The organism is Neobacillus sp. PS2-9, assembly GCF_030915525.1.
Classification (GTDB): domain Bacteria; phylum Bacillota; class Bacilli; order Bacillales; family Cytobacillaceae; genus Neobacillus.
On sequence record NZ_CP133269.1, the window covers coordinates 2,728,032 to 2,742,101 of the forward strand.

Annotated in this window: 9 protein-coding genes; 1 reads left to right on the plus strand and 8 read right to left on the minus strand. The window is 34.2% G+C overall.

Translation table 11 applies throughout. The features are described 5' to 3' along the window. Position 1: 1 nt before the first annotated feature. From RCG25_RS13795 to RCG25_RS13805, 3 genes are all read right to left on the minus strand, one after another. Positions 2-1,207 carry a M24 family metallopeptidase gene (locus RCG25_RS13795; protein WP_308079391.1) on the minus strand — a complete coding sequence of 402 codons (1,206 nt, stop codon included), beginning with the start codon at positions 1,205-1,207 and terminating at the stop codon, positions 2-4. Then, positions 1,204-2,529, minus strand: coding sequence for a M20/M25/M40 family metallo-hydrolase (locus RCG25_RS13800; RefSeq protein WP_308079392.1), 1,326 nt, complete (start codon positions 2,527-2,529; stop codon positions 1,204-1,206). Before RCG25_RS13800 ends, RCG25_RS13795 begins: the two co-directional genes overlap by 4 nt. A 391-nt stretch (positions 2,530-2,920) precedes the next feature. Further along, positions 2,921-4,828, minus strand: coding sequence for a 3'-5' exonuclease (locus RCG25_RS13805; RefSeq protein WP_308079393.1), 1,908 nt, complete (start codon positions 4,826-4,828; stop codon positions 2,921-2,923). A gap of 195 nt (positions 4,829-5,023) precedes the next feature. On the opposite strand from RCG25_RS13805, the gene RCG25_RS13810 reads away from it, so the two are divergent. Continuing rightward, complete coding sequence (locus RCG25_RS13810; RefSeq protein ID WP_308079394.1) at positions 5,024-5,416, plus strand: ABC transporter ATP-binding protein; 393 nt, start codon at positions 5,024-5,026, stop codon at positions 5,414-5,416. Positions 5,417-5,895: 479 nt separating this feature from the next. Here the strand turns inward: RCG25_RS13810 and RCG25_RS13815 are convergent, their stop codons facing one another. The 5 genes from RCG25_RS13815 to RCG25_RS13835 form a co-directional block, all read right to left on the minus strand. Beyond that, positions 5,896-7,590, minus strand: coding sequence for an HNH endonuclease (locus RCG25_RS13815; protein WP_308079395.1), 1,695 nt, complete (start codon positions 7,588-7,590; stop codon positions 5,896-5,898). 319 nt (positions 7,591-7,909) lie between these two features. After that, positions 7,910-10,336: a DEAD/DEAH box helicase family protein gene (locus RCG25_RS13820; protein WP_308079396.1), complete on the minus strand. Its 2,427-nt coding sequence runs from the start codon at positions 10,334-10,336 to the stop codon at positions 7,910-7,912. Continuing rightward, complete coding sequence (locus tag RCG25_RS13825; protein WP_308079397.1) at positions 10,329-10,655, minus strand: nucleoside triphosphate pyrophosphohydrolase; 327 nt, start codon at positions 10,653-10,655, stop codon at positions 10,329-10,331. The genes RCG25_RS13820 and RCG25_RS13825 overlap by 8 nt, the downstream gene beginning before the upstream one ends. A gap of 326 nt (positions 10,656-10,981) precedes the next feature. Then, positions 10,982-12,811, minus strand: a complete 1,830-nt coding sequence (locus RCG25_RS13830) for an ATP-dependent nuclease (protein WP_308079398.1) — start codon at positions 12,809-12,811, stop codon at positions 10,982-10,984. 804 nt (positions 12,812-13,615) lie between these two features. Beyond that, the gene (locus RCG25_RS13835; RefSeq protein WP_308079399.1) at positions 13,616-14,068 is read right to left on the minus strand and encodes a hypothetical protein; all 453 of its coding nucleotides are present in this window, start codon (positions 14,066-14,068) and stop codon (positions 13,616-13,618) included. Positions 14,069-14,070: the final 2 nt, after the last annotated feature.

The following is a 14,070-nucleotide window of genomic DNA, read 5'->3' on the forward strand; positions in this document are numbered from 1 at the left end:
TTTATTTACCTTCCGCAGAAATCAGTACAAGTTCAGTTTGTCTTTTGCTCAAAACAGCTGGTCCATTTTCAGTGACAAGAACATTTTCTTCCACTAAGATACATGGAAGACCGTTATCTTGGATGACAGTTGGTTCAATAGCATAGATTTCCCCAACTTCAATAATCCCTTCAACTTCGGGTCTTGGCGGTACACGTTTGGGTCCTAATATGGTTCCGCCGTCATGAGTGGCACGGCCAATCTGGTGGCCCACTGAATGGCGAATGGTTGGATAACCGCCATCTTCAATTACTTTTCTTCCAACGGCATCCACCTCATATCCAGCCTTTCCAGAAACTAAAGTCTCTATGGAAGCTGTAATGGCATCAATTGCGGTATCGAAAGCATGCTGGATTTCAACAGGCGCTTGCATTTCACCCGGTTTTAAAAAATAGCAGGTTCGGGCAATGTCTGATACATAGTGGCTATACTTTAGGCTGAAGTCGATTATGACAATATCGCCAGGCTCAGTCTGATGGTCCGCAGGTTTCCGATGTGCCAGCCCTTTTCTAACAATGCATACAAGAGGGGGATCGTTAGGATGACCTAAACCGTTTGTCACTCCTCTTTTCCCCATCTCATCAACAAATAATTGACCGATTTCCAATTCTGTCATTCCGCATGTAATATTCTTAAATACTTCATCAAAAATATCTGTTGTGTACGCAATGGCCTTCTTAATATTTTGAAGCTCTCCTGCTGTTTTCACACTGCGTAGCTTCTTCAAAACCGACTCACTTGAAACTTCCATACCTTCTAGGCGCTCTTTTCCAATGACATTTTCTAGCCACACATATAATCCTTGTGTTAACCCATCGCAAAGATGGTCACTCTGTGAAATATTTAAGGCAAGCTTTTGAGGCTGGACTTCCTCAAAGAGTTTAAGGAATGCCTCCTCCATACCAGCTTCATAGACAAGCACTTTTGTAAATAGGTTTGTGGATTCATAACTTCCTTTATCACTAACAGAGGTAAGGGCAATATGCTCCCCATTGCTTCGAATGAAAATGGCTGCTTTATGGACTGACCGGATTCCTACTAATAATGGAAGGGCGGGATCCGTGCCTTCCCTCGTTAAGATTAGCCATGTATCCAAATAATTTTCCTTTAGCAGCCGTGTGGCTTGTTCCAATTTTTCAGAAGTAATTGAATTTGCAGCAGATATCATTCTTCATACACTCCTTCCATTTGTATAAGGATGTTATACATATTTTGAATGCCGAATCTCAGTGACTCCAACGGTATTCTTTCGTTTACCCCATGCACCATTTTAATGACTCTATCAAAGCTCATATCGGGCAGCATTGGACAATAACCATAAATTTGGGAATTATATCCCGTTAAGTGCCTTGAATCACTCCCGCCAATCGATAAAAATGGAACCACCTTGGCATTAGGAACCTCCGTTTGAAGCTCCTGCTCAAAGAGAGCCAAATGGTCATGATTAATCTCTGACTCATAGCCTTGCGAAAAGGATAAAATCTCATATTGTACGGGTAAATCACCGAGAATGGCCTCAAGCAGTTTCTCATATGCTTCTTTATTGATAGACGGAACCGGTCTGCTATCCAAGAAAATTTCATATTGGTTCACTAATTCTGGATGCTTCTTTCCGCCATTCCATTTTGTAATGGAAAAAGTGGTTTTTGACATGGCTTTAAATAAAGAAAGGTGGTTAGGTGGTATTTTATTTAAAAACAGCTCCAATTCATGTTCAGAAAAATGCCAATCCTGAGATGAAGCAATTGTAGTAAATAAGGCTAAGGTAGCTGGAGGAATCTTTTCGCAGATATTTGGTTCTTGGAAAGCATTGATCGCGTCAAGGATTACCTGCATTCCATTGTTGTTAGGAAGATATGGATTTGATGAGAAATCGTTCTTTGCTGTTATTCTGACTTTAGCCAATCCCTTTTGCCCAAGTTCACATAAATAATAAACTTGATTCTCAATCAATAGCGGGAACCCTCCGCCTTCGTTAAATACGATGCTATTGTTAAACAAAGTAGGGTGTTTTTCTAAAAATGGAAGCAACCCAAACTGACTCCCGTTTTCCTCATCTGAGGTCGCAATCATAATAATATCCCTGTTAAGTGGGACGTTGTTACGTTTCAATAATATCAATACCATTAGATGAGTGATGGTCAATTGTTTTGTATCAATGGTTCCCCTTCCCCATAAAATGTCATTGATAATTTCCCCACTAAATGGAGGCACCTCCCAATCTTCCTCATTTGCTGGTACAACATCTAAATGGGACAATAATACAATCGGATTACTATAATCTTGGTTTAATGAAATTACTATATTTCCCCGATTTTCATCTGTTTTATGGACGTATGTATACAATCCATTCTGTTCAGCCACTTCAACAAGATACTGAATTGCGTCCATTTCATTTTTAAGAGGATTACTAGTATTGATTCGAATGATTTGACGAAGATACTCAGCCGCTTCACGTTTCACATCCAACCAGTTCTTAATCGAATTCATATTTATCACCTTTTTACTATCCAACTTTTAACTCATTATAAGGTTTATCCGTCCAATTGAATGTAAAACAGTTTACAAAATCAAAATTTTCTAAAATTTCTAAATGTTAGCTATTAATTAAATATGAGTTTAATTAACCGCGGATAATAGTGTAGTTAACAAGATAGAGTGGAATAAAAAATGCCAGGCACCTTCATAAAGGGCCTGACACAACTTACTGCATAACAAAATCACCGGCATTTTTTCAACATAAACAAAAGTAGAAGAAAACCCAAACGTTGATCCTTTGATAATTTTCTTAGCAATTGAAGGCACAGATGGTACTAAGTAAATCCACTTGTCTTTCTCTCCTCATATTCAAAAAAAGAGACGCCCTCCCGCCTCTTTTTTCTTAATTGACTCTTTCTATATCATTTTTAATCTGTTTCCGCTCCAGTAATTTCGAATCCAAATAGTTGGTAAACTCTGATTCCCCTGAATAAGACAAACAAAGATACTGTTTTGCCCTCGTCATACCTATGTAAAGCAAGGATACTTCCCTCTCTTTATCCTCCTCTAATGGAAACGGCATGGAATCCACATTGACGATAAACACTGCTTGGAAATCCAGACCTTTGCTGCTATCAATCGTACTGATTTTGACCTTCCCGTCTTCTTTCTTGAAAGAACGCTTCGAAACATCATTTTCTGTGATCCAGTAAAACGGAATTCCTGAGTCATTTAACGAACGTTTAATTAAATCGACAACTGGGTATTTGTGAGTTCGCTTCACACGATAAAGAATTAACATTTCATCAAAAGGCACTTTTCTCTCTTCGTGCAGCATCTTCATTTGTCTGGCCACTAATCTTATTTCATCAAATAAACTCGCCGCTTTAATAATACCTGGTTCAGGTCCTTTTCTTTTCGTGCTTTGGGGGGCAATAATTTCCCCGTCTAGCTCCCTGCTTGCAACCTTATTCTTAAACACCGAGTGTTTTCGGTAAAAATCCCAAGCAAACTTTACGATTTGTTGCGTGTTCCGGTAGTTAATCGATAACACCTTGGACCTACCTTGAAAGCTCAAACCTGTGTCTTGTAGATAAGATCTCTTCCGCTTATAAATCGTCTGAGCCCGGTCCTCCACAAGTAAAAGCGATTGGGTATCCACATTAATCAGCAAACTAACCAGCTTCAGCCAATCCCCTTCGAAATCCTGCCCCTCGTCGATCATTACTGCATCATAAGTTGGAAGAATCGTTTCACCCTTTTCAATTTTCTCCATTATTTCTGGAAGCTGCTGCTCTTTTATTTTTAAATCATTCTTCAACCAAGAATGAAAATTCCGTACAATTATATTTTGATTCTGTACCACTTTGGTCTCTGGGTCATAATCAAATAAATCCTCAGGTTCATTTAACATATGAAAGATCATTTGCTGGATCGCATTGGCAAGGGAAATGTTGTAACAAAGGATCAGGATCTTCCAATTTGGATTTTGTTTTAACAGCATTTTTGCTCTGCTTGCTAAAATAATCGTCTTTCCGCTTCCAGCCACTCCTCGAATCAACCGGTTTTTATCTCCTATCTGTTTGGCCAGGTTCTCCTGATGAAGATCCATCGTTTTAATATCATGGAGTGATAACAACAGCTGGTCCTGGTATGGGACTGGTGCTTTGTACTCAGCACTGATCCGTACCTCAGGGAATAAATGATACCGAATGGCGTTTATATCATCCATGGTAAGCGGCTCTCTTAAACGAAAGGGAACCACGAACATATTTAAAATCTTTTCCATTAATACTTCTTCGGAAAAGCCATCCTTTTCTGGATCCATTTCATCCCTGGTTAAACAAAGATGAGGTTCGATTACGGTGTAAAGATCATTTTTAACAAAGTCCTGCGAAGTCATCCTCGTAAACACCACACCGTGTCCAAATGGGAACTTTAATTGAAACTTGTATTTCCCCTCTAATTGAACAAGACTTTTATCCTTTTTCAACACATCTACCACATGAAACATGTAGTCTCTCGCTTGTTTCATCGGGCTCTTTACCACCGTTTGTTCACCCGCGGCATTCACAATATGCCACTCATCATGGTTTACTTGAAAAAGTGTATTTTTCGTATAATCCTTAACCTCTAAAACGACCATACCAAGGTCTGGACCAAGAATGACAAAATCAGGTCGCCTCCCTTGAATCTCAGGTTCGTAGTAGACGATATAATCATCGGGTAAAAAGTTTTTCAACGTCCGAAAAAATAACCGTTCTCCAGCTGTAGCCGATGAACGAATCGTCTCTGGAATCGTAACTGCCATAACAACCGCTCCAAAATTTGCATTTTTCTCCATTATACTACAAATAGGAACATGAACCTAAAAAATTACAATAATTAGGCAATTATTCAACAAATTCTACCAAAAGTATTGTCTTTTTATGTATTTGTTTGAATAATAGAATAGAAGGAAATCTTTTCATACAAAGGTAAAGATTGAAAATGTGATGAAAGTGAAGTGTCAAAATTGTTAAAGGGAATCCTTGATAAAATATTCAATACTAATCAAAACCAAAAACTTTCGGAGTCTGAAGTCAAATCTATTAGTCAAGAGGAAGTCGAAGCATTAGTAGAAGCAAGATTACGCGAGCATGCTGCAACCATTGAACAAACCTTAGAAGATAAGGTAAACTCAGCAGTCCAATCCAAGGACAAGGAAGACTATTCACTATCTCAAAAGCAAATTGATTTTGCGATTGCTTTAATTGAGAAAACTAAGGAATTCCAACTTGATGTGGATCCTGCAATATTAACGGTGAAGGATTTAAATAAGTTAATTGCTTTCAATAGGTTTAAAAATAAAGGGATATTAGTTAATTTAGTCAAAAAAGGAATTCTAAAGAAAAATTAATTTTGGAGTAATTCAAAATTTAACATCTATTATAATATTTGGAAATAGCAGTGCATGTTAAATCAAGAAATAGATGTTACCTCAAAAGGTGATTAGCTATCGGTGTGTAATCCACCCTAACTAAATAACTCAAGGGTGGATTATCCTTGTATAAATGAAAGTATTGCTACTGTTAAACTTGCAAAAGAAATCGCAATCATTCATGTGTTAAATATTTCCAATTAGCAAAACTACTGTTGGCAGTGTGCTAACTACCCTTGATAAATCTTATTCTATTGCAATGATAGTCTATTTTATTTGAACCATATTTCGTGCAAGCGTTCTCCGAAATAATCGGATTATTTTATTTATTTGTAGAACTTTGCCATTTGAAGATCCAAAATTTCACTAAGGTTTAATCAATTATACTTTAAAATTGGATAAAGAAGAAACGACACATTGTCCACTCTGTCCAGTTTTAAAAGCATCTTTAATTCTAATTATCCATAAAAAACTATTTCTATCCGTTTCATAATGCCAATTACATCTTCCATTAATTTTAATTCATCTCTTTTATTTAAATCAATTAATAGTTTATCTAAACTATTTTCAATTTCCGCCTTTAATAGTTTTTTATCCTTTGTTATTTCGTCAAATTTTCTTCCCTTACTAAATTTTTGCTTTTTATAATTAGCCAAGCATTTTGTAAAAGCATGATTTATGTCTGCTGTTTCTATTGCACCATGGCAAGAAGCACATAAAGTCACTAAGTTATCTATATGATGAATCCCTCCTAAGTTTCTTGGGATTTTATGATGTACATGGAGATCGGTCTCATTCTCACAAATTACACATTTCCAATTATCCCGATCCTTTACTTCTGTTGTAAGAGATTCTGGAAAAGGAACATTCCATAAATTACCAAAAATAACATTGCCGCCTTTTTCTTTTAATATATCTAATACTTCTAGGCGGGGTAGAATTATCATTTCAACGAGGCTCATAATTGATTCTGCTATTTCATCTGTTGACTGATAATCATCTTCTATAGAATCTTCTTCTGTTTCTTTAACAAAAATAATTTGAGACATTTCTGTTACGAATTCAACAATTTCTTCCCACTCTTCCCCCTTACTCCTTCTCATAATTTCCTTCGCCTGATTATAAACATCTAGTATAGAATCTGTTTTCCAGTCTTTTACCTGTTTCTTTAAAACAAAAGGAACCATCTTTCTCCAAGATTCATCGGTTGATTCAGTCCTATCCTCTTCAGGTATTCTAACTGCTCCACCTTTATATTTCTCGACTATTTCTAAAGAATTGTACATTAAATTATCAAAATAATCTTCATAGGTTTCAGAACCCATTTCTAAATCTTCAATTATGCCTAAATAATCCTCAAATAAATAAACAGCAATCCCTTTTGATTGATCAATTATTTCTAAAACTTCACTTTTAAGTTGATCTGAAGAAATACTATCCCAATCCTTCACAAGGTACTTTATTAGCTCAGGAATGCTATTTCTCCATTCTTGTTCTGGTTTCCGGAAATTACTTATTACCTGTTTTGCTTCTAAATCTTGAAACCCTTCTAAACCCTTTAAAAAAGTTTCAATTTCATTCTTTGTTCTTCCCATAGTATATATTAAAATTTCTTTGCAGAATAAAGATGCCATGTTAATTGTATATAATTCCCAATCTGTTGAATTCTTTATCCCTCTAGGAATTGATTCCTTCCAATTACCATGAATATTCTCAGATATAAAGGAATTATTATTTTCATTGCTTCCCTTGCAAGATGTCGATGAAATCATTTTAGTTTCTTTACCTTTATTTAATGGTAGTGTTTGTTCTTGAACAATAGAAAAATCTTGTTTTGCTATTATTGTGGTTTCTTCATTAACATAAGATACCTTTTCGCTTTTATTTATTGAATTATTACTGTAAAGACTTGGATTTGCATTTAGTACGTTCTCATCAATCCTTCTTTTTACTAATGTACTTTCCAATTCTTCTAACAAACTTAAAAGTATACTATTGGTTAAATTATTTTGATTTCGTATGCTTGAAATTTTCAAAAAATTAACCTCTGGCCAACTAGAAAGTTTCTTTATTCCAAGGATATCGACTAAATGCACAATTCTATTTATAACCATTTCTCTATTATTTGGTTTAATTCTATCTTTATATGACATGATCATCTACTCTCCTAACCTTTCCATTTATTAAAATCAATTTATCTAGCATGTTATTACATTAAAATGGAATGAATAATATCTTGGTAAATAATTTACCACATAAATTTTGACCAATGAAAAGATCTTAAATACACTGATTGACATGTGATAACTATTCTAAATTACAGTTTAGTTAAATTATACCATTTACGTTTATTGGTGTTATATAATAATAGATGAAAAGATTTTAATACATTGCAAAATATCGTTATTTTAATATATAAAAAGTCCTCAAGTCATATTTAACTTGAGGACTTTAAATGTCTAGTCTATAATCTTAATGAGTCTGGAAGTTCTTCGCTTTCCTCTCAAAATGATAATGCAACCGGTATTCACATATTTCTTTGGTCCAATTGAAAAGTATTTCTTCATCTGCCTTAGCAACATCAAAGTTTAAACTAAAGGTATCATTATCAAATGAGATTAAGCCCTTTGAACTGCCGCTCCATTTTGTCATTGGCATTGTTGAAATCAATTTGCTGACACCTTTTTCATCATAGTTCCATAATTTTTGAGCAACTTTATCCGAAAAGTCAATTCTTTTACGGTACTCTTTTTCCATAAGGTAATGATGGAAAAAAGGTGCTGTTTGATTCGATGTGATGTCATCAAACCAGTATAATTGACCACGTTCTAGCATTGCTAGTAAGACCACCATTTTATAGCTTTTTGCCATACCTGTTCTTTCGACTTCATTAAACCAATCTTCGTAACGGTCAAATACTTCGACTTCACGATCGGTTAGCTCTTCTGCCCATCTTAAAAATCCAAAATAGGATTGAAACTCTTGCTTATATTGAGGAGAATCAGATCGACCTTTTAAATGCAATTCCAAATAAGTTGGCCTTCTTCCTAACTCCTTTTTTAATTCTAAGTAGTCATTCAGCAGCTTTTCTCTTCTTGGCTGCCTCTTTCTGGACATTTCTTGGAGGAGATCAATAACATTTACATCTAAATTGATCGTACAAAATTCCGGTAAAGTAGGTTGGATGTTCCTAGTTTTCCCTTCACCTGGTTCGGTGTCGAATAAACTTAGTTTAATATCGGCATTTCGATAGTTTCCGATTAAATCTATGATTACACATGCTTCCTTGCCAGGATGTAACCGAAGGCCACGACCAATTTGTTGTGTAAAAACGGTCAATGATTCAGTAGGTCTAACGAATAAGAGCGTATCTACAGATGGAATATCTACACCCTCATTAAAGAGATCGACTGTAAAGATAATATCAATTTCTCCTTTTGAAAGTTGAGAAATTGCATTTTTCCTACTTGTCCCCGTTTGTTGTGAATGAAGGCTAACGGTTTTATGCCCATGCTTATTGAAAAAATTTGAAAGGAAGTCTGCTTGTCTAATGGAAGAACAAAAGCTTAAGGTTTTCGCCTGCTTATTCTCTTCCCAGGCACGGAGTACCTTAAGAGCCAATTCCTCTTTTAATTGTGCTAGAAGTAATTCTTCTTCATCATATCGATTTCCCAGCCAGGTAATCTGACTATAATCTGTATCATCATACACTCCCAAATACTTAAAAGGTGCTAACCATCTCCGGTTAATTGCTTCTAAAAAATCTAATCGAAAGGCCACGTTTCCATCGCAAATGGCGTAAACATCTCTATTGTCATTTCTATCAGGTGTAGCAGTAATTCCTAACAGAAATCTCGGTTGGAAATATTCAAGGGCACTCTTATAGGAATCTGCAGCTGCATGATGGAATTCATCAACGATGATCAGATCAAATTCATCCGGTTGAAATTGCTCAAGATGTTTTTTTATACTTAAGGTATAGATGGATGCAAATACTGCATCAGCTTGACTCTCTTTGATTTTCCCATTGTAAATGCCATATTGTTTTTCTGGCATAATCCTTTTAAAGGAATCTCTAGCTTGATAAAGGATCTCTTCACGATGGGCCACAAAAAGAATTTTCTTATAGTTTTGCGCAAAAAATCCTGCTAAATATGTTTTTCCCAGTCCAGTTGCCATTACCACCAGTGCTTTATTGTACTCTTCTTCGAGTGTTTTGTTTAATTCCTCTAGTGCTTCAATCTGTGCAAATCTAGGCTGAATCGCACTTTCATATACGACTGGATCTTCTAAGACAACCTGGGGCTGATTTTCCTCTTTAGAAGGAAGCATTAAATCTAATTCCTCTAGCTCTGTCCATTTACGGGATAGATTGGGATATTTACGATGGTATTCATTATAAGCAGTTTTATATTCAGCTAGAGTTTCCTTATTTAATGAGCCTGTACGATCAGAATAAAAAACATTTAAAAACTCTGTTAGTGCTTCATCAAAGACTTCTTTCTCATCACGGACTGAAAGGTTCCACTCCACACCATGATTCAATGCGGAGCGTGAAAGATTAGATGACCCAATAAACAGAGTATCATGTTCGGTTGATTGAAAAAGGTAGGCCTTTGGATGAAAAGAGACACCGTTACTTTTCCAAATACGTATGCTTATCCGCTCATCAATTGACAGTAACTCTTCCAAAGCTTCTGGTTGTGTAATATAGAGATAATCACCAGTGCAAATCTTAATATCAGCACCATTTTGCGCTGCCCTTTTTATAGCTTCCTTTAAATAATGCACCCCTGACTTCATCACAAAGGAAGATAAAATACAAACAGTATCAGCACATTCAATCTTCTCAATTAGTTCGCTGCCTAGATCATGTGTTATGAGCTGGACCTTACTCATCTTCAACCTCAATTAAAAAGATTTTCTCCTTAAAGCCACCCCGCTTTTCGGCCTTCTTTTGTCGTACTTTTTCTACCTTTTCTATAGATGCACCATGGCATTCAGCCAGTGCATGGATAATTTCCAATAGATCAGCTAATTCTTCAATAGCATCCTGATCATTTTCAGCATTTACATACTCTTCAAGTTCTTCAAAGCTTTTGTTTTTTAATTCTTTTATGTATTCTTCGTTATCTAATATTCTTGTGGTAAACTGTTTTCCAGTGCTTTCAATGACTTTTGGAATGCGGTCCCTGACTAGTTTGTTGTATATTGGCATTCTACTTTACCTCCGATGATAAATAAATATTATTTATATTATATCGAAGGAAGTATTAAAATGGGAAAAGTGAATTGAAATTTTTAAAAATTATCTTAGTTTGCCAATCGTAGTGTATACGGTAAAATAAATACTCTAATGAAATGCGGATGAATAGTAAAAAGCTCAAACCCTATTTATTAAGAATCTGAGCCTCATTTAATTATAACCTGTGAGGTGTTCAACCCCTACCTTAAACCCGTAAATTCACTGAATATTCTTTTATACAGTATTTGTATATGAGAATTCCATTAAATTCAGTAATACAAGTTTGGATTGCCTGATTATTATTTGACGTAATTCTTCCAATCAGAAATGTCCTCAAGAAATTTTCTTACCTCGGGATATTTTTCGTCTTCCGCAATCAGCAATTGTGAAATCGCTCTGTTTCCTTTAATATTAAAAAACCCTGACAAACCGCTTTTTACTTGTTCTGACGCATAACTCGAACTAACAAAGTTAAGTACTTGTCCAAACTCTGGATTTTTATCATTCTTTTCATTTTCAACCATATGCAAAATTCCCCTATCTTTATGTGCAGGTCTTTCTATTTTCTTAGCAACCTCTTCACCATTAATTAGTTTGAGATTTTTCTTTCTTAATAACTCATTTACCAGAAAACAAAATACCCTAGGGTATATAAAATCTTCGATTTGGAGATCTGAATTAATTTTTTCTATATTTTCACCATTTGGACGTTCACCTAAAAAATTTGGAATAAGTTGAATCTCAATATTGATGTATTTGTACTTCGCTTTCTTTTTTAAGCTTATTAGTTTTTTATACACTTCTCTTCCTTTGTTATCATTATCCATTAATATTAATACTGAAGGAGTTTGAATTTTTGGATCAGAATTTTGATAAAAAGAATTATAAAACTCTAAATACTTTTCAATATTATCAGCGCCATTAGCAGAAATAATTTTTGGAGTACTTAACTTAAAGAAAGAGGATAATTCTTCAATGTATTTTTTATCTGTCTCTCCTTCTACAATTAAATTATACTTATCTAACAACTGATAATCCTCTTCTGTAATTCCTAAATACTCTTTTATTTTCTTTGCACCATCTTCATTATCTAAATTCACAACCTTTGTTTCTAATACACTAAAATTTTGTTTTTTTCTATCAAAATATCTGGAAGTGATATCTAAATCTAATAAGAATACATTTTTCATAGTATAAGTATCTATAAATACTTGTGAATGGGATGTTACAAAAGTTTGTGCTGTCTTTGTCAGTAGCTGAAGATCATTGAATAGCATCTTTTGAAGTCCTTGATGCAGATATACATCCGGTTCATCTATTAATAAAATTACTGATTTATTATTCATTTTTTCTATAATTCTAAAGTGCAAAAGAATGTATGCTAGTCTTTGCAAGCCGGCTCCTTTAGCATCTATTCTTTTATTTGATTGATCATTAATATAAAATTGAACATCATCTGTAATAAGATCTCTAAACTTTTTTATATCTGATGTAAGATCGAATCCAACTCCCCAGTCTTCTTTATACTGTTTAAATACAGGATTTATTTCATCTGCTAGTTTATTTAATATCTCCAATAAACCCTTTATATAATTATCAAATGAATCTTTTAATTCTTTTTTTAACCCTCTAAATTGGCTTTTTTCATACTCTAAATCATAAATTTCATCAATAACACCATTAATTAGTTTAGGTAAAGAAATATTAACAGATTCGACAAAAAAGAAATTTATTTTCTTTAAGAATGCGGTTACATCTTTATCAGTCATTTTTTGCTTCTTATCCCTAACACCAGCAACTTTAAGTCTTTCTCCTGTTGTTTTACTCAGTGTGTCATTATCAAATTCTCTTTTTACTTTTATTCTATCTATACCATCTACAAGAAATTCAATTGTAATTTCAGGATAGACTGCACCTCCTCTTGAACCATAATACTTATGATAGGGAGAGTCTATTTCCGCATGGTACTTTTCAGGATTAAAAAATAAATCAATTGCGCGAAGAGTATTTGTCTTTCCTGCATTATTTTCTCCACATATTGTTATATAATTGTTGTCATCATCGACATTTAATGCTAATTCCATTATTGATCTGTATCTTTTAATAAAAACACTTTTTATTTTTATCATTATTTCTCCTCAGATTTCTTCTAAAATTTGTAAAATATTTCATATTCATTTTACCATAATTCGACATCGTTTTTAATCTTTTTCTAATACAAATTCATTAGCTTAGCACCGTAAAGAGTACTACCAACATTTAATCCATAGGAAGTTAGTGAACACCTTATCAAATTGGTCAGTGAAACAGCTACCAGTAAAGACAATATCCCAGGACAAAGTTTTTCTGCTTATGTCTTTGAAGCCTGTACTTCCATTTGGTCAATACACATATGTAGAAGCCTTATATCGACGGATATAAATAGTTGAATTACAGCTCACATTCAAGCATTTGAATATTTCGGATACGTCCCTAGAATGGTTGAACTTGATAATTTTAAAAAAGGTCTAACCAAAGGCCTTTTGAACAGATCCCAATATTAATCGTTCCTATCATGAAATGGCCGAACAATACCAATCGATTTTTCTTGCCTGCTTGTATTCGGCATCCCAAAGATAAACCATATGTAGAAGGAACAGTTGAGGTTATGGATCATTGCCTTCCTCCAAAATCAATAGTTCTTTTCTTTCATAGAAAAATTATGCTGAAAATTAAATAATCTTATTGTAAAAAAATAGACTCTTTTGAAACAATATATTCTAATCAGTCCAACTTATAGATTATAAAAAGGCAAGTTTTCATTCTCCATAAGATTAACTATAAAAATGTATTGTATCAAAATATTTATAGTTGTTGTTTTTTCCCTTTAAAACAATAATAAAAAAAAAATGGCTAAAAAAATAAGCCCTGCTTAAAGCAGAGCTTATTTAGATCTAGAAAGGTACGGCTTTTAATGTTGCAATTAGGTAATTTAAAATATCTATCGGATAGTTTTTATAAGTTTCATCAAGCTTAATTCCGTTCCACTTTTCTTTTAACACTTCATTTACTAGAATCTCCATGCCACCTTCCGAATAGTTTTCTAATAGTTTACGCGCTTCCGCATAAAAAGCTTTATCATTAAAACGATCCAAGTCTTTCCCTTGTGACTCGTTATTTAGAATGATCGAATATGCCAAGTTTCGCTCATCACTATTAAAATAATTGGAACGGAACTCACGCCCCTTTTCTTCTACACCTATGCTGTAGCTTCTACGAGCTCCTAATGCTGCACACATTAAAAATAAACGGTGATACGCAAAATCGTATTCTTGATTTAATAACATATAAATGTTTTCATATTTTTTGCTTGTGTACATTAACATTTGATTTTGTAAAAAATCCATGG

What these genes read in the sequence shown, in the direction of transcription:
- RCG25_RS13795 (WP_308079391.1), bottom strand. Translation starts at nt 1,207, where the DNA reads ATGATATCTGCTGCAAATTCAATTACTTCTGAAAAATTGGAACAAGCC.
- RCG25_RS13800 (WP_308079392.1), bottom strand. Translation starts at nt 2,529, where the DNA reads ATGAATTCGATTAAGAACTGGTTGGATGTGAAACGTGAAGCGGCTGAG.
- RCG25_RS13805 (WP_308079393.1), bottom strand. Translation starts at nt 4,828, where the DNA reads ATGGCAGTTACGATTCCAGAGACGATTCGTTCATCGGCTACAGCTGGA.
- RCG25_RS13815 (WP_308079395.1), bottom strand. Translation starts at nt 7,590, where the DNA reads ATGTCATATAAAGATAGAATTAAACCAAATAATAGAGAAATGGTTATA.
- RCG25_RS13820 (WP_308079396.1), bottom strand. Translation starts at nt 10,336, where the DNA reads ATGAGTAAGGTCCAGCTCATAACACATGATCTAGGCAGCGAACTAATT.
- RCG25_RS13825 (WP_308079397.1), bottom strand. Translation starts at nt 10,655, where the DNA reads ATGCCAATATACAACAAACTAGTCAGGGACCGCATTCCAAAAGTCATT.
- RCG25_RS13830 (WP_308079398.1), bottom strand. Translation starts at nt 12,811, where the DNA reads ATGATAAAAATAAAAAGTGTTTTTATTAAAAGATACAGATCAATAATG.
- RCG25_RS13835 (WP_308079399.1), bottom strand. Translation starts at nt 14,068, where the DNA reads ATGGATTTTTTACAAAATCAAATGTTAATGTACACAAGCAAAAAATAT.